The sequence below is a fragment of the Actinomadura sp. NPDC049753 genome, assembly GCF_040674655.1.
In the GTDB taxonomy this organism is placed as follows: Bacteria; Actinomycetota; Actinomycetes; order Streptosporangiales; family Streptosporangiaceae; genus Spirillospora; species Spirillospora verrucosospora.
The window spans coordinates 1-19,924 of record NZ_JBFARL010000151.1 but is presented as its reverse complement, the minus strand read 5'-3'; the positions used below and the strand labels follow the sequence as shown (position 1 = coordinate 19,924).

Here is a 19,924-nt window from a genome sequence, read left to right as displayed (position 1 = left end):
TCGGCGATCGCGGGCAGGCGTTTCATCGCGGTGCGCAGGGTGCCCGAGATCGGGCCGCGGCGCCCCAGAGGGTCGAAGGACGCGCCCTCGGAGCGGGGGAAGAACTCGTACCAGGCCCCGAACAGGGCCCGCTGCCGGTGCACCACCAGCGGATACCAGTCACTGACCGTCAACAGATCCCGCAACGGATGGCGTTCCAGGACGTCCTCGACATCGGGATCGGCCACCGCCTCCATCCGGTCGATGACCGGAACGGTCTCGTCCCCGAGGCGCTTGGCCAGCCGCTCCACGGTCGGGCGGTCCTTGCCCGGGACGGCCTCCGCCGCGCGGGCGAACAGCCGCGCCCCCTCCGCGAGCATGAGCTCGACGTCCTGGCCGCGCGGAATCTTGATCTGCGCGTCGTGGCGCCAGTGCGCGATCGGATCGCCCCAGGCCTCCACCCGGAACGACCACGACCCCATCTCCGTCGGCGTCACCCGCGCCGACCACCGGTCCAGCCCGGCCCCGACCTCGCTCATCCGCTGCGGCGGCAGTTCTTCGCCGTCCGGCGTCCGCAGCACCACCGCCGCGCCCAGCCGCTCGTGCCCCTCCCGGAACACCGTCGCCGACACCTCGACGGTCTCGCCCACCACCGCCTTCGCCGGCCACCGGCCGCACCCCACCACCGGCTCGACGTTGACGATCGGGATGCGTCCAAGTTTCGGAATGCCGGGCATGCTGGACGTTCCGGACTCGACGTGCATGTGCCACCCCTACCCTCTCGAGAGATCCAAAACGTCCATGCCCGGAACCCGGCGGCTACTGCCGAGTAGTCGCGGATGTTTTTTCGCGTTCGACCGAGGGCCACCGGTGTCCTGCGTCCCGGCCCGTGGCCGACCCCGGTCGTGCCGCGCCGGTCTTGGGAGGGTCGAGTTTGGGCAAACGGTCGGCCGGGACGCGGGAGCCCGCCCAGGTGACGAGCGCCCCGGACGGGACGAGAGCCCCTGTAGGGACGGGGTTTCCGGGGACTCGTGCCTCCACCGGGCCGATCGGTCCGCGAGGTGACGGTGTGGTCCCCGCCGTCGCGCCCATGCCCCCGAAGCGCATAGCGTGACGTTGCGTGAAGGCAATCCGACGTTTCACGGTACGCACCGTCCTTCCCGAGCCCCTCAGGCAGCTCGAGGAGCTGGTCCTCAACCTGCGCTGGTCGTGGCACCACGAGACGCTCGACCTCTTCCGCGACGTGGACCCGGCGCTCTGGAAGGCCGTCCACCACGATCCGGTCAGGCTGCTCGGCGAGGTCGCCCCCGAGCGGCTCGCGCGGCTGGCGGAGGACCGGCGATTTCTGCGACGCCTCCAGGACACCGCCGAGGACCTGCGCGAGTACCTGACGGCGCCGCGCTGGTACCAGTCGCGCCCAGGGGACTCGCCGGTGAGCATCGCCTACTTCTCACCCGAGTACGGGATCACCGCCGCGCTGCCGCAGTACTCCGGGGGCCTCGGCATCCTCGCCGGCGACCACCTGAAGACCGCGAGCGACCTTGGCGTGCCCATCCTCGGGGTCGGGCTCCTCTACCGGCACGGCTACTTCTCCCAGTCGCTGTCGCCGGACGGCTGGCAGCTGGAGCGCTATCCCCCGATCGACCCCAACGGCCTGCCCCTGACCCTCCTGCGCGAGCGGGACGGGACGCCGGTGCGCGTCGTCATCGGCCTGCCCAAGGGCGGCGGCCTGCACGCGCAGGTGTGGATCGCGCGGGTCGGCCGTGTCCCGCAGCTGCTGCTCGACTCCGACGTCGAGGAGAACGACCAGGCCGCCCGGGACGTCACCGACCGGCTGTACGGGGGCGGCGGCGACCACCGCCTCCTCCAGGAGATGCTGCTCGGCATCGGCGGCGTGCGGGCCATCCGCGCCTACTGCCGCATCACCGGGCATCCGGCGCCGGAGGTGTTCCACACCAACGAGGGCCACGCCGGGTTCCTCGGCCTGGAGCGCATCCGCGAGCTGGCCAAGGAGGAGGCGCTGACCTTCGACGAGGCGCTGGAGGCGGTCCGGGCGGGCACGGTGTTCACCACCCACACGCCCGTCCCGGCCGGCATCGACCGGTTCCCCCGCGAACTGATCGCCCGCTACTTCGGCGGCGCGAACGAGGAGGAGCAGGTCCCCGTCGACCGGATCCTCGCGCTCGGCGCCGAGGACTACCCCGGCGGCGACCGCACCGTGTTCAACATGGCCGTGATGGGGATGCGGCTGGCGCAGCGCGTGAACGGCGTCAGCCGGCTGCACGGCGAGGTCAGCCGGGAGATGTTCGGCGGGCTGTGGGGCGGGTTCGACACCGCCGAGGTCCCCATCGGGTCGATCACCAACGGCGTGCACGCGGGGACCTGGGTCGCGCGCGAGGTGCTGGAGTTCACCGCCCGGGAGCTGCCGTCGGTGATGGAGTCCGGGCGCGGCTGGGAGGCGGTGCGCGACGTCCCCGAGCCGGAGGTCTGGCGGATGCGGAACCTGCTGCGCCGCCGCCTCGTGACGGACGCGCGCCGCCGGCTGCGCGAGTCGTGGCGCCAGCGCGGCGCCAGCGAGGCCGAGACCTCGTGGATCGACGACGCCCTCGACCCCGACGTCCTGACGATCGGGTTCGCGCGTCGCGTCCCGTCCTACAAGCGGCTCACGCTGATGATGAGCGACCCGGACCGGCTCCGCGCGATCCTGCTCGACCCCGACCGGCCGGTGCAGATCGTCATCGCCGGGAAGGCGCACCCCGCCGACGAGGGCGGCAAGCGGCTCATCCAGGAGATCGTCCGGTTCACCGGGTCCGAGGACGTCCGGCACCGGATCGTGTTCCTGCCCGACTACGACATGGCCCTCGGGCAGCTCATGGTGCAGGGCTGCGACGTGTGGATGAACAACCCGCTGCGCCCGCTGGAGGCGTGCGGCACGTCCGGGATGAAGGCCGCGCTGAACGGCGGGCTGAACCTGTCGATCCGCGACGGCTGGTGGGACGAGTGGTACGACGGCCAGAACGGCTGGGCGATCCCCTCCGCCGACGGCCTCGCCGGCCCCGACCGGCGGGACGAGCTGGAGGCCGCCGCCCTCTACGAGCTGATCGAGGACCACGTCTCCGTCACGTTCTACGACCGCGACTCGGCCGGGTTGCCGCGCCGCTGGCTGGAGATGGTCAAGCACACCATCGCCACCGTCGGCCCGAAGGTGCTCGCGTCCCGGATGCTGCGCGACTACGTCGACGACCTCTACACCCCGGCCGCCGTGTCGGAGCGCTCCATGGTCGCCGACAAGTTCGCGGGCGCCCGCGAGCTGGCGGCCTGGAAGCGGCAGGTCCGCTCGGCGTGGCCGCGCGTCGCCGTCGAGCACGTCGAGTCCACCGGGGAGGAGAGCCCCCAGGTCGGCGCGCGGCTGACGGTCCGGGTCGTGGTCGACCTCGACGGGCTCGCCCCCGAGGACGTCGCCGTCGAGGTCGCCTACGGCCGAGTCGACGACGCCGACGCGCTCGTCGACCCGGCCTACCTGGAGCTGGAGGACGGCGGTCCGGCCGAGAACGGGCGGCGCCGCTACACCGGCGAGGTGCCGCTCGGGCGCAGCGGCGCGTTCGGCTACAGCGTGCGGGTGGTGCCGAGCCACCCGCTGCTGTCCGGACGGGCCGAGATGGGCCTCGTCGCGCTGCCGCCCGCGCCGCAGGGCATGACCAACGGCGACCTGCGCTAGCCGGCCTCCCCCTCGTCGTCGTCGGCGGGCGGCGGATCGGGCGTCTGCCAGGCCGCGACGACGAGGGGGAGCAGCGTGTGCGTCGCCAGCAGCGCGAACAGGATCAGGAAGAGCGCGGCGCCGGGGATCTGCGACTCGCGGCCCTCCCGGTCGGCGATCATCGTCGCCACCAGCACCGCGAACAGCACGACCGTGGTGGCCTGGTGCGACGTCGCGAAGGCGCGGAGCCGCGCCGCGAGCTGCCGCTCGTCCAGCTCGCGCTCCCGCCGGGAGGTCAGGCCCCGGGTCACCGCGATCAGCTGGCCGGCCAGCGGGATCCCGGCCACCACCAGGACGCCGAGGATCACGAAGTTGACGATCATCGCGGTGTCGCTCGGGGCCAGCGCCCACGACACGGCGGCGTCCACCCAGAACAGGCCCAGCATGGCCGCGCCCGCCCCCGCCAGCACCCGGCGGGTGCGGCGGTGCGCGTAGCGGGCGGGCAGCCGCCGCTCCAGTTCCTCGTCGAGGGCGGCGAGGCGGTCCGTGCGCCTGCGGCGGGACCGCTCCCTCCATCCGGCGGTGCGGTTCGTCATGACGTGCCTCCGATTCTCGGGAACGGCTTGAGGGAGAAGACGACCTCGACCGGCACCTCGAAGTACTCGGCGATGCGCAGGGCGAGGTGCAGGCTCGGGCTGTACTCGCCCCGCTCCAGGTAGCCGACCGTCTGGTAGTGCACCCCCAGCGCGGCGGCGAGGTCGCGGCGCGAGACGCCGCGCTCCGCCCTCAGCACCGTGATCCGGTTGTGGACGGTCTCCTTCTCGGCGGACGCCGGATCGGCCTTGCGGTTCACCGGCTCGCTCATGCTGACTCCCTGTACGGGTCCTTGAACGGAACGCCGTAAGACTGCATCTGTTGATAGTAGAAGTACTACATCTCGTATCGGACATGCAAGCGAGCCGAAGCTGGCAGGATGGACCCGTGCGACTTGCTAACCGGGGCGGGCGGCCGGTCCCCTGGCTGCCGACCGGCCGCACCGCGGACGCCGCACTGGCCGGCGGGGCCTTCGCCGTCCTGGCTGCGATGACCCTCGTGTCGGTCCACACGGGCCCGCCCTCACGGATGCCCCTCTCCAGCTGGGCGCTGCTGGCGGTCGCCTGCGGGGCGCTGTACTTCCGCCGGAGCCATCCCGTCGCGGTCGCCGCCGTCACGCTCGCCGCCTGCGCCGTCTACTACCCGGTCACCGAACCGGACGGACCGGCCGTGCTCACGTTCGTCGTCGCCCTCTACACGGCGGCCGCCGAGGGGTACCTCACCGCGGCCGTCGCCCTCGCGGGGACCGCGGTGGTCGGGACCGTGGCCGCCGACCGCCGCGACGACGTCAACCACCTCGCCGACGCGGCCGGCTTCCTGCTCATCGGCTGGTTCGTCGCGGTCGTCGCCATCGGCGGCGTCGTCCGCAACCGCCGCGCCTACCTGCGCGAGGCGCAGGAGCGCGCCCGCGTCGCCGAGCGCGGCCGCGAGGCCGAGGCGCGCCGCCGCGCCATCGAGGAGCGGCTGCGCATCGCCCGCGAGCTGCACGACGTCCTCGGCCACAACATCTCGCTCATCAACGTGCAGGCCACCGCCGCGCTGCACGGCCTGCGCCGCGAGCCGCAGCGCGCCGAGGAAGCCCTCACCGCGATCAAGCAGGCCAGCAAGGACGTGCTGCGGGAGATGCGCGCCACGCTCGGCGTCCTGCGGCAGGTCGACGAGGCCGCCCCGGTCGCGCCCGCCCCCGGCCTCGCCCGGCTGGACGAGCTGACCCGGGGCCTCGCCGCGGCCGGTCTGGAGATCCGCACCGAGGTGGAGGGCGAGCCGCGCCCGCTGCCCGCCGAGGCCGACCTCGCCGCGTATCGGATCGTCCAGGAGGCGCTCACCAACGTCACCCGGCACTCCGGCGCGACGTCCGCCGTCGTCCGCGTCGGCTACGGCGCCGACGGCGTGGTCGTCACCGTGGCGGACGACGGGACGCCCGGATCGGGCGCGCCGTCGTCCGACGGCAGCGGAATCCGCGGGATGCGGGAGCGCGCCGAGGCGCTCGGCGGCGACCTCGACGCCGGGCCCGGCCCGGACGGCGGCTTCACCGTCCGCGCCCGCCTGCCGCTCTAGCCCGTGTTTCCAAAGCCCGGCCCACTTCGCTCGCCTGGCGGCCCACTTCGCTCGCCTGGCGGCCCACTTCGCTCGCCTGGCGGCTCGCTACGTGCCCGAACCTGGGCGAACGCGGCATCGCTGCGCGATCTGCCCGGTTTCGCTCGCCTTCGGCTTCGCCGCACCGGGCAGGTCACGCGTTCGCGCGCGTGGCCGAGGCCACTTCGAGACAGGCCCTAGCCCGCCGCCCGGCCCCGGGACCCGAGCGGCCCCGGAAGCTGAGCGGCCGCGGGACCCGGCGCGCCGGTCGCGGCCGCCTGCGACCAGAACCGGGCGGCGCCGGGACCGCCGGACGAGGCGGACCCGCGGATCGAGATCATGCCGGTTCCGGTCCCGCCGCCCGGCGCCACGGGCCGCGCCCGGTCGACGACGACGACGCCGTCGGCGCGGCGGGCCTCGGCCGCGTCGCGCGTGGCGAGCAGGACCGTCGTGCCGGACGCGGCGATCCGGCGCAGCGTCGCCCAGATCAGATGGATCGTTCCACTGCCGAGGCCGGACGTGGGTTCGTCCAGGAACAGCACGTCCGAGCGCCCCAGCAGCGCCAGCGACAGGTCGAGCCGCCGCCGCTCCCCGGCCGTCAGCCGCTCGAACCGCGCCCCGGCGAACGCCTCCAGGCCGGTCAGCGCGAGCGCCTCGTCCGCCGCCAGCGGGTCCAGCGTCCAGCGGCGCCAGGCCGTGACGATCTCGGAGACGGTGAGGCCGGGGAACAGCCCGCCGTCCCGCCACACCGTGCCGATCCGCAGCCCCTCCCGCGCCGCGTACGGGTCGGCGCCCCGGATCCGCACCGTGCCGCCGCAGGGGCGGCGGAGGCCCGCCAGCGCCTCAAGCAGCAGCGTCTTGCCCGACCCCCCGTGGCCGAGCAGCGCGTAGACCTGGCCCTCCGGCACCCCGAACGAGACGTCCCCGACCGTCCGGGCGCCGCAGCGGACGCGCAGCTCACGCGCCTCCACGACGATTCCGCTCATCCCTCGTCGCTCCCCCCACATGGCGGCGCCCGGCCCTCTCGGAACGCCCGCGTGCGAAAAGGCTATGAAGCGACCCCTCAGGTAGGCGGTCGAACCGCGCCGGCGTTCGCACTCCGTAAGATCATCCGCGGCCCGGAGGCGCCGGAGACCTCGGGTCAGTCATCGTCCTGCCCGGCGAGCGCCTCGTAGACGGGCGCCAGCACGTCGGTCAGCGCGCGGCGCCGGACGCGGACCGGCGGGGGAGCGGCGACCTGGAGCACGAACCCCGGCGGGACGGGCGGCGCCGGCGGGCGCTCGCGCAGCCGGGCCAGCCCGGACGGCGGCGTCCAGAACCCCTCGGCGGTGAGCGGCTCGTCCCGCATCTCCAGTGGGTCGGGCTCGGTCCCGGTGGCGCGCCGCAGCGCGCCGAGCAGCTGGTCCCGGCGCCGGCCGTTCCACTGGAGGACGAGGAACGGGTCGTCGTCGAACGCCTCGGCGAGCAGGTACAGGACGGCGGCGGCGTGCTTGCACGGGTCGCCCCAGTCTGGGCAGTCGCACATCAGGTGCAGGTCGGACGCCGAGTCCGGGAACAGCGCGAGCCCCAGTTCGGCGAACACCCACTCGATCTCCGGCGGCATCTCCCCGGCCAGCAGCCGGGCCCGGAACAGCGCGCGGGACGCCAGCTCCGCCTCCACCGCGCGCCAGCCGTCCTCGTCGATCGCCTCGATGCCGAGCGCCACCTCGTACGGCTCCGGCGCCGAGCCCCGCACCTTCGCGGTCACCTCGTACGCCTCCACCCGCAGGTCGAACACGTTGCCCTTGCGGGCATAGGCGCGGCCCCGCTGGAGGCGCCCGGCGTCGGCGAACGACTCCACCAGGTCGATGAAGCGCCGCGACCACCACCGCGCCCCGATCGAGCCGCGCCTGGTGCGCGCCCTGACGCCCTCGTCCATCAGTCGCTCACCGCCTCCGGCGACAGCCGCAGGACGTCGCGCAGCTCGGCGACCGACAGCTCGGTCAGCCAGTCCTCGCCGGTGCCGACGATCGAGTCGGCCAGGGCCTTCTTGCGTTCGATCATCTCGTCGACGCGCTCCTCCATCGTCCCCACGCAGATGAACTTGCGGACCTGGACGTCGCGGGTCTGCCCGATGCGGAACGCCCGGTCGGTGGCCTGGTCCTCCACAGCCGGGTTCCACCAGCGGTCGACGTGCACGACGTGGTTGGCGGCGGTCAGCGTCAGGCCCGTCCCGGCGGCCTTGAGGGACAGCAGGAAGATGGCGGGTTCGGCGTCTTCCTGGAACCGCTGGACGAGGTCGTCGCGCCCCTGCTTGGACGTCCCGCCGTGCAGCCACAGCACCGGGCGTTCGAGCCGCGCCGCCAGGTAGGGCTGGAGCATCGAGCCGAACTCGGCGTACTGGGTGAAGACGAGCGCCTTCTCGCCCTGCTCCAGGACCTCGGCGCAGATCTCCTCCAGCCGTTCGAGCTTGCCCGACCGGCCGGGCAGGCGCGAGCCGTCCTTGAGCAGCTGCGCCGGATGGTTGCAGACCTGCTTGAGCTTGGCCATCGTCGCCAGCACCAGCCCGCGCCGCTTGGCCTCCTCCGCCTCGGCGATCTGCTGGAGCATGTCGTCCACGGTCGCCTGGTAGAGCGACGCCTGCTCGGTCGTCAGGTTGCAGTAGACCTTGATCTCCTGCTTCTCCGGCAGGTCCGAGATGATCGACTTGTCGGTCTTGAGGCGGCGCAGGATGAACGGCTGCGTCGCCCGCCTGAGCGCCAGCGCCGCCTGCTCGTCGCCCTCCCGCTCGATCGGGATCGCGAACCGCCGCCGGAACGCGCTCCGCGGCCCGAGCAGCCCCGGGTTCGCGAACTCCATGATCGACCACAGCTCGGTCAGGTGGTTCTCCACGGGCGTGCCGGTGAGCGCGATCCGGCTCCGCGCCGGGATGCTCCGCACCGCCCGGGCCTGCCGCGTCCCGCTGTTCTTGAGCGCCTGCGCCTCGTCGCAGATGACCCGCTCCCACGCGATCGGCGCGAGCATCTCCGCGTCCCGCGCCGCCGTCCCGTAGGTGGTGAGCACCAGATCCGCCCCCGCGACCGCCTCGGCGAGCTCCTCACCCCGGTGCCGCCCCGTCCCGTGGTGCACGTACACCCGCAGCTTCGGCGTGAACCGCGCGGCCTCCCGCTGCCAGTTCCCCACCAGCGACATCGGCCCTATGAGGAGAGTGGGACCAGGACGCTCGCCGTTCGCCCGCTCGGACGCGAGAAGGGCCAGGGACTGGGCCGTGTTATGGCACAGCATCCCCTCGGCGACGTAGTTGTGGTGATCGGCCACCTCGAAGTCGTACACGAAGCCTTCGTAGTCGAACTCTTCGACCGAGGCGATTCTCGCGTAGAAGACCTCGCGGGTGGCCCGCTCATCGAGCCGGTCGCGAATTCGCTGGAGTTCGACGCTGTCGAGGCGTTCGTACGCGGCCAGTGTCTGCGCCGTCCATTTGCATCCCTTACGGAGCCGGTACTCCGCCTCAGCGTCCCCGGACAGGATGCGGTCAAGCCTTCCTACGGCTTCTCTCGCGCTCTCTCTGGAGAACTCCTGGGTTCCGTAGAAGTAGACGGTGTTGGTGCTGAGGTGCCGCATGGGCAGCCCTGTGGCCTTTTGAGCCCGTCGGAGGAGGTCACTGCCGGGCACGCCCTCGACGTTGGTGTTGGAGGGTTCGGCGCAGATCTCGTCCACTCGGGCCTGCTTTTCGGCGTCGGCGATTCCGATGAGGCGGTGGAATCGCCGAAGGCTCGCCCCGCCGATGAGACCGATCTGGTACGGGCGTTTGATGCCGGTACCGTTCGTGGCGCACTTCCATGCGGTGGAGATGCGCAACCAGACGCCGAACCTGCGCAGCAGCGTGCTGAGCTGCCGCATGATCCAGACAGACGCGGAACTGATCTCGACGAGGCGCCTCGACGTGTCGACCGACGATTCGGCCGCGAAGAAGTGGCGGAGGAAGAGGCGGACGGTCGCCTCGTCGGCCGTCATGACGCTTTCAGGGATCCGCTTGTGAGCCGAATGGCCGCCCCAGCGATATCCGTGTTCCTCCAGTAGTTCTCGGTAGGGCTTTCCGCTGAGTCTGAGGAAGGGGACCTTGGTGCCGTTCGCCGGTATGACTCTCGCATCGTTCAACGCGAGGCCGAACCGGTCCGCCACACGCTTCAGACGAGCCTGAAGGTCTTCGAGCGTGCGCACGTTCTTCTGGGTGATGACCACGGTGGTCCACCGGCCTTCGCTCCCTTCGGCGATCTGCCACGCGAGGAGGACGGTCAGGTCCGGGTCCAGGGCGTCGCCCTCATGCCGCAACGCTGCCGGAACGCAAACGCGCATTCCCGGGCGGAGGTCGTTCGTCCAGTCGTCGAGGCCGAGGAGGCGGTGCCGGCGGGTCAGGATGATCTCGCTGCCGTCGTCCAGCCGGACCTTCCGCACCTTTTCGGTGATGTGCTGGCGATAGAGGCGGGTGACCGTGGCGGGAACGATCCGCCCGTCCTTGGCGATCGAATTGACGGTCAACTCCTGCACCGGTATCGACCATTCGCCTTCGCCGTCGGGTTCCGACGCTGAGGCGAAGCGCGCCCAGACGTCCTTCGCCTTGATCAGGGCGCCGTTCACGAAGACGAACTCGTCTTTACCTATGCACTTGCCGAGGCCCATCGAGTCGGCGAGGACGCCGCCGAGCCCGAGGTCGCCGAGGAACTTCAGCCAGGCGAGGCCGCGCTCCTGGAAGGGGCGGAGCGTGCCGTTGAACCCTGCGGGGGTGCGCATGGGGGTGAGGCGGCGGTCGGCTTCGCCGGAGAGGAGGTCGCCGAGGGGGCCTGCCGCGTCCACCCCGGTCAGGGGGAGGGCGTCGTCGCCGGCGTGCACGATCGCGCGGATCGCCTCGGCGGCGGTCATGCGGCCGCGGCGCGGGTGGCGCAGGAAGTCGAGGGCCGCCTCCAGCTGGTGCTCGTCTAGCTCCACCCACTGGCCGCGCAGGCGGACGAGGGGGGTCTTCAGCCGGGCCAGCTCCTCCAGCTCGGCCTCGTCGATGCTCTCGTCGCCGATGGCGAGGTCCCAGCGGAAGTCGACCATCGACTTCAGGTCGAAGCCCGAGGGCGCCGCCGACCCGGCGGAGGCCTCCGGGTCCTCGGTGCGGGTGGTGAGCCTCATGCCGAGCTTCGCCTTGCCCGCCCACTGGGGGAGCAGGACGCCGAAGCCCGCGGCGGCGAGCATGGGGGCCGCCTGGCGGAGGAAGCGGAACGCGCCCGCCGTGTCGAGGAGGAGCTCGCGCGGAGCGGGGCCGTCCAGGGCGGGCGCCAGGTCGGGGAACAGGCGCAGGGCCCGGCCGAGGCCGGCGAGGAGGGTCTCCTCGGCCTGCGGGATCGAGGTGGCCTCGCCGTCCCAGACCAGCGCGGCGGGGACGTAGAGGCTCGGGTCGTCGGTGCCCTGGAGGGCGAACTCGACCCGCCAGGAGTCGCCGTCGCGGGGCTCGGCGCCCTCCTCGAACTCCTCGGCGCCCGGTTCGGCGAGGCGGAAGCAGACGCGCAGCGGGCCGGACGGGCGGCGGGCGGCGGCGGCCCACGCGTCCAGCTCGGCGATCAGGTCGTCGGGGTCGTCGCGGGGTTCGCGGGCGACCTCGGGGGACGGGCCGGTCAGCGCCATCACCCAGCGTTCGGCGAGCGGGAGCCGGTCGGGCTCCTTGCGCCGCGACACCAGCAGCGGATGCGGGACGGTGCCCCGCACGGCCGTGTCGACCAGGGCCGACAGCGCCTCGCGCAGGACCTCGGCGGCGGGCCGCCCGCCGTCGGCCGCGCGGCAGGCGGCGGGCATGGCGCGGGCCAGCGCGCGGAACCGCGCCGGGTCGTCGATCACCGGGCGCCAGCGGGCGACGAGGTCGCCGTCCTCGCGCAGCAGGGCGGGCAGGACGTGGCCGCGCCCGGCGAGGTGCACCGCCTCGTCCGCGAGCAGGCACAGGAAGCGCAGGTCGGTGCCCGCGATGACGTCGGCGCTGTGCTCGGCCGCCTGGAGCAGCGCCATCGCGGGGAACGGGGCGAGGACCAGGGCCGGGACCCGCCACGGGCGCAGCTCGGGCTCGCCCCGCACCGGCTCGGGGCCCAGCTCGGCCGACGGCAGCGGATGGTCGCCCGCGGTGGGCAGCGACATCGCCAGCTCGACGCGGAACGCGGCGCGCAGGAGCGGCTCGTAGGACGTGCCGGTGAAGTCGCAGGTCGCGAAGGGGTGGACGTCCGGGGAGGGCTCGTACGGGCCGGTGCGTTCGGCCCACAGGCAGAGCGCACCGCCATGCCAGGTGGCGTGGGCGACGAGCATGGTCCCCGAAGCTACCAGCAGCCTCGGACACCACCGTGGCCCCGCTTCCTGACAGGACGCCACTCAGACAATTCTCATATTGGTCAAATACCCATCACGGTGGGCGTGGACCCGTCCGGCACGCTCGGCCCCGTCTGAGCCGCGCCGGCCCGGCGGCGGGCGGGGACGCCCGGCGGCGGGCGGGCGGCGGGCCGCTGGCTAGGCTCGGGGAGTCCGCACCGAGTTGCACTGGGAGGGTCGCCGTGGGCGAGTTCGTACGGGTCGAGGTCGAGGACGGGATCGCGACGATCAGGCTGGACCGTCCGAAGATGAACGCCCTGAACGCCCAGATGCAGCGGGAGCTGATCGACGCGGCCCGGCAGGTCACGCAGGACGAGGCGGTCGGCGCGGTCGTGCTGTACGGGGGCGAGCGGGTCTTCGCGGCGGGCGCGGACATCAAGGAGATGGCCCCGATGTCGTACGCGGAGATGTCGGCGGGGCACTCGCGGCTGCTGCAGGACTTCGCCAAGGCGCTCGCCGGGATCCCCAAGCCGGTCATCGCCGCGATCACCGGGTACGCGCTCGGCGGCGGGCTGGAGGTGGCGCTGACCGCCGACTTCCGCGTCGCGGGAGAGGGCGCGAAGGTGGGCCAGCCGGAGATCCAGCTCGGCATCATCCCCGGCGCGGGCGGCACGCAGCGGCTGGCCCGGCTGGTCGGGCCGTCGAAGGCCAAGGACCTGATCTTCTCGGGACGGCACGTCGCGGCGGACGAGGCCCTCGCGATGGGCCTGGTGGACCGGGTCGTCCCCGACGACGCCGTCTACGCGGCCGCCAGGGAGTGGGCGGCGACGTTCGTCGGCGGGCCCGCGATCGCGCTGCGCGCCGCCAAGCAGGCCATCGACCGCGGTCTCGAGGCCGACCTCGACACCGGGCTGGAGATCGAGCGGACGCAGTTCGCGGCCCTGTTCGCCACCGAGGACCAGGCGGCCGGGATGAAGAGCTTCATGGAGGAGGGCCCCGGCAAGGCCACGTTCACCGGTCGCTGAGTTCACCGCTCGCTGGGCGCCCGGTCCCGCGTGTCGAGCACCTCGTCGGCGTAGCGTTCGGTCCAGCGGCCGAGGGCGGCGAGGGGTTCGAGCATCCCGCGCCCCGGCGGGGTGAGCTCGTACTCGACGCGCGGGGGCGCCTCGGCGTACCGGCGGCGGGCCACCAGGCCGTCGCGTTCGAGGCGGCGGAGCGTCTCGGTCAGCACCTTGTGGCTGATGCCGCCGATCCGCGCCCGCAGTTCGCCCGGGCGCAGCGGGCCGTGCTGGAGCGACCACAGCACGACGCCCGTCCACGTGCCCGAGAGCACGTCGAGGCCGAGCCGCGTCTGGCAGTCGGCGATGTACTCGTACTCGTCCATGGGTTCGCCCGCCATCCTGCCCCTTCCGATACGCACCGGATGGTGCGGAACGGACCGCCTAACGTCCCGACCGACGGTAAACGAACGGGAGGACGTCATGCGGATCGGAGTGCTCGGCGCGGGAGCCATGGCGGACGCGTTCGCCACGCAGTGGGCGCGCAAGGGACACCAGGTGCGGATCGGGGCGCGGACCCCCGCGAAGGCGGTCGCGCTGGCCGGGCGGATCGGGCACGGCGCGGCCGGCGGCACGCTGCGGGAGGCGGCGGAGCACGGCGACGCGGTGCTCCTCGCCGTCTGGCACGAGGGCGTCCGGGACGTCCTGCGCGAGGCGGGGCCGCTGGAGGGGCGCGTGCTGATCGACTGCACCAACCCGATGGAGCCGCCGTTCGAGCGGCTCAAGACGGCGGGCGGTCCGTCCGCGGCGCGGCGGATCGCGGATCTCACCGGCGCGCGGGTCGTCAAGGCGTTCAGTACCTGCCACGAGAGCGTGTGGCGGATGACGCCCCCGGCGTTCGCGGGGCGTCCGCTCGGCGTCCCGCTGTGCGGGGACGACGAGGAGGCCCTCGCCGCGGTGCGCGGCCTGGTGCGCGACCTCGGCTGCGTGCCGATGGACGGGGGGAGCCTGGAGCGGGCCGGGCTCCTGGAGGCCGCCACCGCGTTCATGGTGGGGCTGTGGGTGGCGGGCGAGGACCCGGCCGCCATGCTGCCTCCCCCCGAGTACGCTGGGGGCGACCCGGCACGCACCTCCGAACTCGCGGGCTGAAACGTTATTTGTGTTTTTTGGGCGTGCTGTGGGGGTGCGCGAAGAACCGCCGATAGCATCTGCCGCCATGCGACATGCGTACCGGACCGCGCTCGTGACGGGTGCGTCCAGCGGTATCGGCGAGAGCTTCGCCCGCCTCCTGGCCGGCCGCGGCACCGACCTGGTGATCGTGGCCCGCCGGAGCGACCGGCTGGACGGGCTGGCCCGCGAGCTCGTCGAACGGTACCGGGTGGCCGTGGAGGTCGTGGCCGCCGACCTCACCGATCCCGCGCGGCGCGCCGAGGTCGAGGCGCGGCTGCGCGCCGAGCCGGTCGAACTGCTGGTCAACAACGCCGGGTACGGCGCCTTCGGGGCGTTCGCGGAACTGCCGCTGGACGACCACCTGGCGCAGATCGAGCTGAACGTGGCCGCGCTCGTTCGGCTCACCCACGCGGCCCTGCCCGGCATGATCGCGCGCGGCCGGGGCGGGGTGCTGAACGTCGCGTCGATGGCGGGGTTCACGCCCTCGCCCGGCAGCGCGACCTACGGGGCGACGAAGGCGTACGTGGCGTCGTTCTCCGAGAGCCTTCACTCGGAGGTCTCGGGCAAGGGCGTCCACGTGACGGCGCTGTGCCCCGGGTTCACCCGCACCGACGACGACGTCCCGGCCAACCTGCTCTGGCTGCGGCGCGAGGACGTGGCGCGGGCGGGGCTGGAGGCGGTGGCGACCGGACGCGCGCTGTGCGTTCCCGGCATGCAGTACAAGGCGGCGCTCCCGGCGCTCCGCCTCGTTCCGCGGCCGCTGCTCAGGGCGGCCGTGAACCGCATGTGGCAACAGGCCGCCGACACGCGGTGACGAGGCGTCACGCCGGTTTCGCGTGGATCTACAAAAGTTCCCGCGCCTTGCTTGTCGCGGTGCTGACTTGACGGGGCTCGTGCCGACTCGCGACCATCGAACCTACGCTTGAGTAGGTTGTGAACGGCCTGCTGGGCGCCCGCAAAGACGACCTCGTCCAGCGAAGGAACCGCATGTCCGTGACCCCCGAAGAGAAGTCCCAGACCGGCCTCATGCTCGACCTCGAGCCGGTGGTCGAGCAGGAGCTGAACCGGCACCTGTCGATGGCCAAGGAATGGTTCCCGCACCAGTACGTTCCCTGGAGCGAGGGCCGCGACTTCGACGGGCCGCTGGACGGCGAGCCGTGGTCCATCGAGCAGTCGAAGGTGACGCCCGAGGCGCGCGACTCCCTGATCGTCAACCTCCTCACCGAGGACAACCTGCCCGGCTACCACCGCGCCATCGCCACCGTCTTCGGCCGCGACGGCGCCTGGGGCACGTGGGTGAACCGCTGGACGGCCGAGGAGAACCGGCACGGCATCGCCCTGCGCGACTACCTCACCGTGACCCGCGCGGTCGACCCGATCGCGCTGGAGCGCGCCCGCATGCACCACATGGAGGCGGGCTACGAGGCCGACCACGGCGACTCGTTCCTGCACGGGACGGCGTACGTGTCGTTCCAGGAGCTCGCGACCCGCGTGTCGCACCGCAACACCGGCAAGGCGTCCGGCGACCCGGTCTGCGAGCAGATGATGACGCGCATCGCCGCCGACGAGAACCTCCACATGATCTTCTACCGGAACCTGATGGGCGCCGCGCTGGAGGCCTCCCCGAACGAGACGATGCGGGCGATCACCGACGTCGTGACGTCGTTCCAGATGCCCGGCCACAGCATCGACGGCTTCATGCGCAAGTCGGTCGTCATCGCCAACGCCGGCATCTACGACCTGCGGCTCCACCACGACGACGTGCTCGTCCCGGTGCTGCGCAAGTGGGGCGTCTTCGACCGCACCGACCTGACGGGCGAGGGCGAGAAGGCGCGCGAGGAGCTCGCCGAGTTCCTGGAGCAGCTCGACGCCGCCGCCACCAAGTTCGAGACCCGCCGCGAGGAGCGCCGGGCCCGCCAGGCCGCGCGACGCTAGGCGTCCGTCCAGGGGGCGGCCCGATGGAACCCGGGTGACCTGAACCGGACTCGCCCGGGCGCCGGGAACCCGGAGGGCGTTTTCTGGCGTCAAAGGGTGCATGGGGACGCACAGGAGACTGGGCGGGTACCGGTTGCTGGGCGAGATCGGCCGGGGGAGCACGGCGGTGGTCCACCTGGCCATGGACGCCGGCGGCCGGGAGGTCGCGGTCAAGGAGCTCGTTCCGGAGCTCGCGGGGGAGCCGGAGGCGATCAGCCGGCTGGCGCGGGAGATGCGGGCGCAGGCGCGGGTGCGCAGCGCCCACGTCGCCCGGCTGCTGGACGGGGCGGTCTCGGCGCGGCGGCCGCACGTGGTCATGCAGTACGTGCCGGGGTGCCCGCTGAACGACCTCGTCCCGGCGTACGGGCCGTTGCGCGGCGACCGGCTCGTCCGGTTCGCTCGGCGGCTGGCGCTGGCGCTCGGGGACGTCCACGACGCGGGCGTGCTGCACCGCGACGTGTCGCCCGGCAACGTCATCGTGCTGGGCGACCGCCCGACGCTGATCGACTTCGGCATCGCGCACGAGTCCGGCGCGGAGCAGATCACCAGGCGCGGCATGGTCGTGGGGACGCCCGCCTACCTGGCGCCCGAGCTGATCGAGGGGGAGCGCGCCACCGCCGCGTCGGACGTGTTCTCGTGGGCGTCGACCGTGGCCTACGCGGCGACGGGCCGCCCGCCGTTCGGGCGCGGGTCGCTGCAGGGGGTGTGCTTCAGGATCCTGCGCGGCCAGGCCGACATCGGCGGCGCCCCGGAGCCCCTGGCGGGGCTGCTGCGGGCGGCGTTCCGCCGCGACCCCGCGGAGCGCCCCTCCGCGCGCTGGTTCGCCGGGGCGCTGGCCTCCGCCGCCGAGGGCCACGGGGTGGTGGCGGCCTGATGGCTGGATCTCCCCGGCAGGATGGGCAAGGGTAGGGTTTCGGAAACGATGAGGGGAGCCGTCACGTCCGGGGACCGAATCGGCCACTACAGCGTCCAGCAGACCCTGGGGGAAGGGGGCATGGGCGTCGTCTACCTCGGCGCCGACCCCGAGGGGCGCAACGTGGCCATCAAGGTGCTGCGGCCCGCGGTCGCGGGGGACGCCACGGCGCGTCGCCGGCTGGCCCGCGAGGTCGACTCGATGCGCAGGGTGCACAGCCCGCACGTCGCGGAGATCCTCGACGCCGACGTGACCGCCGACCAGCCCTACATCGTGACGCAGTACGTGCCCGGCCGGACGCTGGAGGAGATCGTCGAGGAGTCCGGCCCGATCTACGGGCCGGCGCTGCAGCGGCTCGGCGTGGGGCTGGCGTCGGCGCTGTCGGCGATCCACGGCGCCGGGATCGTGCACCGCGACATGAAGCCCGGCAACGTGATGCTCGTGGACGGCGAGCCCGTCGTGATCGACTTCGGCATCGCGCAGGCCGCCGACGCGACCCGGCTGACCGCGACCGGCATGGTCATCGGCACCCCCGGCTACCTCGCCCCGGAGATCATCGAGGGTGAGGACGCGGGCCCGCCGTCGGACGTGCACGCCTGGGGCGGGACGGTCGCCTACGCCGCGACCGGCCGCCCGCCCTTCGGCTCCGGCACCTTCGAATCGATCTTCTACAAGATCATGCAGAGCACGCCCGACCTGGACGGCGTGCCCGAGGCGATGCTGCCCGTGCTGCGGTCGGCGATGGCGCGGCACCCGGCCGAGCGGCCGACGGCGGTCAACCTGGTGCAGCTCACGCGCCGCATCCATCTCGAAGCCACCATCACCGACCAGACGCGCGTCGACCGGCACTACCCGGCGGCCGGCGCGGCCGGTGCGGCCGGTGCCGCCGGCGCGCCGGGAGCGTCGGGGCAGCCGGGGCCGGAGGAGACGGCGGCCGACCACTCCCGGCAGTTCTCCATGCCGGCGCCGCAGGACCCGCCGTCCTCCGGGACGTCGTCGGCGTCGCCCGGGATGCCGGTCCCGGCGCCCGCTCCCGTTCCGTCGCCCGCGCCCGTCCCGGCGCAGCCGAAGGACTTCGTCGGCCAGCTGCCGCCCGCGGCGCCGCCGCCCGTCCCGCCGCCCGGCCCCGCGCCGTTCAAGGCGGGGGAGCAGTACGGGCAGCGCGGCTACGGGCCGCCCGCCCCCTACGACCAGGGTCCCTACCAGGGCGGGTATCCGCCGCCGCAGTACGGGCCCCCGCCGAATCAGCCGCCGCAGGGCGCGCTCCAGCGCGGCCCCTACGAGCCGGAGGCGCGGCAGCGCCCCGACCAGGCCCGCGCCGACCGCGCCGACGGGTCCGAGCGCGACAAGGAGCGGCGCAAGCCCTACGGCTGGTACCGGGTGCTCAGCTTCATCGTCCTGGTGGCGCTGCTCGGGTTCGCCCACATCGCGCCGCTGCTCGCCCTCGGCGTCACCGTCGCCGGCGTGTTCGTCCTGCGGGCGGGCGACAAGGCGGCCAAGGGCATGGAGGGCCGGCAGACGCGGAGGGGCCCGCGCTCGGGCGACGCCGTCGCGGCCGCGTTCCGGACGCCGCTGCACCTGCCCGGCGCCCTGATGTCGACCGTGCTGTGGACGTCGCTCAGCGGCCTCGCGGGGCTGATCCTGCTCGGGGTGCTGATCTTTGCGGACCCGGCGATGACCGCGTCCACCGCCATCGCCTACGCGGCGATGGCCGTGATCGGGCTGCTGTGCCTCGCGCCGGGCAGCGGCGCGCCCCGCCGCCAGCTGGCCCGGATCTGGGGAGCGGTGCTGCCGCGCGCCGAGGCCGCGCTCGTCGGCGCGCTCATCCTCGGGATCTTCGCCGCGGTGCTGGTCGGGCTGTCGCAGGGGCAGCCGCCCGACACCACGCCGGTGGACGGGATGAGCCAGGATCTGGAGAGCCTGCGCGCCGACGTCCACGACCTCGTGGCGCGCATCCCGGGGACGTGACGCGCGGGCGCCCCCCGGCGACGGGGGCGCTGCCCCCTCTCCGGTCGATAGGGTGGCGACCCATTATGAGCGGTGAGACGAGCCACCAGGCGCACATCGGTCCGTACAGGCTGCTGTCCAGGCTGGGCGGCGGAACCGGCGACGTCCACCGCGCCGCGGGTCCCGACGGCCGCGACGTGGCGATCCGGCTCCTGCCGCCGGGCGCCGCGCCCGACGTCCCGCGGATGCGCGAGGTGCTCAGCCCCTACGTGGCGGACGTCCTGGACGGCGAGGCCGCCGGCCCGCGCCCCTACGTGGTGTTCCGGTTCGTCCCCGGGCGTCCGCTCGCCGAGACGGTCGCCGGGCAGGGGCCGATGTCGGGGGACGCGCTGCGCCGCACGGCGTTCGGGCTGGCCAAGGCTCTCGCCGCCATCCACCTGGCCGGTCTCGCGCACGGCGAGCTGGGGCCGGGGACGGTCCTGGTGGTGGACGACGCGCCGGTCGTCGTCGACTTCGCGTTGACCGCCGGCGCCGACGCCGCGGACGACGTCCGCGCGTGGGCGGCCACGGTGGCGTTCGCCGCCACCGGCCGTCTGGACGCGCCCGCCGAGGCGCTGCCCGCCGATCTGCGCCCGCTGGTGGCGGCCGCCTCGCATCCCGACCCGGGCGCCCGCCCGTCGGCGCGCCCGCGTCCCCGGCGTCGGCCCGCAGGTTGACCCCGAACGGGGCGTCCGTGCGCTCCTTGACCTCGTGGATCGCGTCCGC

16 protein-coding genes and 1 pseudogene are annotated in these 19,924 nt (G+C 73.5%); 9 read left to right on the top strand and 8 right to left on the bottom strand.

The annotated features are described in order from the left end of the window. A partial coding sequence (locus tag AB0K37_RS30150) for a maltotransferase domain-containing protein (RefSeq protein WP_363986728.1) occupies positions 1-743 on the bottom strand: 743 nt, incomplete at its 3' end. 356 nt (positions 744-1,099) lie between these two features. Here AB0K37_RS30150 and glgP point away from each other — a divergent pair. Continuing rightward, positions 1,100-3,697: an alpha-glucan family phosphorylase gene (glgP, locus tag AB0K37_RS30145; RefSeq protein ID WP_363986727.1), complete on the top strand. Its 2,598-nt coding sequence runs from the start codon at positions 1,100-1,102 to the stop codon at positions 3,695-3,697. On the opposite strand, the gene AB0K37_RS30140 is transcribed toward glgP, so the two are convergent. Both AB0K37_RS30140 and AB0K37_RS30135 read right to left on the bottom strand, forming a co-directional pair. Beyond that, on the bottom strand, positions 3,694-4,272 hold the full coding sequence (locus tag AB0K37_RS30140; RefSeq protein ID WP_363986726.1) for a hypothetical protein: 579 nt from the start codon (positions 4,270-4,272) through the stop codon (positions 3,694-3,696). The two genes, glgP and AB0K37_RS30140, sit on opposite strands and share 4 nt — an antisense overlap. After that, positions 4,269-4,541, bottom strand: a complete 273-nt coding sequence (locus tag AB0K37_RS30135; protein WP_363986725.1) for a helix-turn-helix transcriptional regulator — start codon at positions 4,539-4,541, stop codon at positions 4,269-4,271. Before AB0K37_RS30135 ends, AB0K37_RS30140 begins: the two co-directional genes overlap by 4 nt. Positions 4,542-4,657: 116 nt before the next feature. Here AB0K37_RS30135 and AB0K37_RS30130 point away from each other — a divergent pair, with 116 nt between their 5' ends. After that, complete coding sequence (locus AB0K37_RS30130; RefSeq protein ID WP_363986724.1) at positions 4,658-5,827, top strand: sensor histidine kinase; 1,170 nt, start codon at positions 4,658-4,660, stop codon at positions 5,825-5,827. Between the two features lie 215 nt (positions 5,828-6,042). On the opposite strand, the gene AB0K37_RS30125 is transcribed toward AB0K37_RS30130, so the two are convergent. The 4 genes and pseudogenes from AB0K37_RS30125 to AB0K37_RS30110 all read right to left on the bottom strand — a co-directional run. Further along, positions 6,043-6,831, bottom strand: coding sequence for an ABC transporter ATP-binding protein (locus tag AB0K37_RS30125; RefSeq protein WP_363986723.1), 789 nt, complete (start codon positions 6,829-6,831; stop codon positions 6,043-6,045). Positions 6,832-6,986: 155 nt separating this feature from the next. Continuing rightward, a complete protein-coding gene (locus tag AB0K37_RS30120) occupies positions 6,987-7,763 on the bottom strand; it encodes an SWIM zinc finger family protein (RefSeq protein WP_363986722.1) in 777 nt (258 codons plus the stop codon). Then, a complete protein-coding gene (locus tag AB0K37_RS30115; protein ID WP_363986730.1) occupies positions 7,763-10,504 on the bottom strand; it encodes an SNF2-related protein in 2,742 nt (913 codons plus the stop codon). Before AB0K37_RS30115 ends, AB0K37_RS30120 begins: the two co-directional genes overlap by 1 nt. A gap of 225 nt (positions 10,505-10,729) precedes the next feature. Continuing rightward, positions 10,730-11,491, bottom strand: a pseudogene (locus AB0K37_RS30110) (SNF2 helicase-associated domain-containing protein); the annotation flags it as partial. Between the two features lie 908 nt (positions 11,492-12,399). Here AB0K37_RS30110 and AB0K37_RS30105 point away from each other — a divergent pair. Beyond that, positions 12,400-13,182 (top strand): enoyl-CoA hydratase-related protein, encoded by a 783-nt coding sequence (locus AB0K37_RS30105; protein ID WP_363986721.1) that lies wholly within the window; start codon positions 12,400-12,402, stop codon positions 13,180-13,182. 2 nt (positions 13,183-13,184) lie between these two features. Here the strand turns inward: AB0K37_RS30105 and AB0K37_RS30100 are convergent, their stop codons facing one another. Continuing rightward, positions 13,185-13,556, bottom strand: coding sequence for a helix-turn-helix domain-containing protein (locus tag AB0K37_RS30100; RefSeq protein WP_363986720.1), 372 nt, complete (start codon positions 13,554-13,556; stop codon positions 13,185-13,187). A gap of 82 nt (positions 13,557-13,638) precedes the next feature. Here AB0K37_RS30100 and AB0K37_RS30095 point away from each other — a divergent pair, with 82 nt between their 5' ends. The 6 genes from AB0K37_RS30095 (at position 13,639) to AB0K37_RS30070 (ending at position 19,875) form a co-directional block, all read left to right on the top strand. After that, positions 13,639-14,304, top strand: coding sequence for an NAD(P)-binding domain-containing protein (locus AB0K37_RS30095; protein WP_363986718.1), 666 nt, complete (start codon positions 13,639-13,641; stop codon positions 14,302-14,304). 67 nt (positions 14,305-14,371) lie between these two features. Continuing rightward, a complete protein-coding gene (locus tag AB0K37_RS30090; protein ID WP_363986716.1) occupies positions 14,372-15,139 on the top strand; it encodes an SDR family oxidoreductase in 768 nt (255 codons plus the stop codon). A 173-nt stretch (positions 15,140-15,312) separates the two neighbouring features. After that, complete coding sequence (locus tag AB0K37_RS30085; RefSeq protein ID WP_363986729.1) at positions 15,313-16,260, top strand: acyl-ACP desaturase; 948 nt, start codon at positions 15,313-15,315, stop codon at positions 16,258-16,260. A gap of 100 nt (positions 16,261-16,360) precedes the next feature. Further along, positions 16,361-17,173 carry a serine/threonine-protein kinase gene (locus AB0K37_RS30080; RefSeq protein ID WP_363986714.1) on the top strand — a complete coding sequence of 271 codons (813 nt, stop codon included), beginning with the start codon at positions 16,361-16,363 and terminating at the stop codon, positions 17,171-17,173. A 48-nt stretch (positions 17,174-17,221) separates the two neighbouring features. Further along, positions 17,222-19,180 carry a serine/threonine-protein kinase gene (locus AB0K37_RS30075; RefSeq protein ID WP_363986712.1) on the top strand — a complete coding sequence of 653 codons (1,959 nt, stop codon included), beginning with the start codon at positions 17,222-17,224 and terminating at the stop codon, positions 19,178-19,180. 65 nt (positions 19,181-19,245) lie between these two features. Continuing rightward, complete coding sequence (locus tag AB0K37_RS30070) at positions 19,246-19,875, top strand: hypothetical protein (protein ID WP_363986710.1); 630 nt, start codon at positions 19,246-19,248, stop codon at positions 19,873-19,875. The last annotated feature ends 49 nt before the right edge of the window (positions 19,876-19,924 follow it).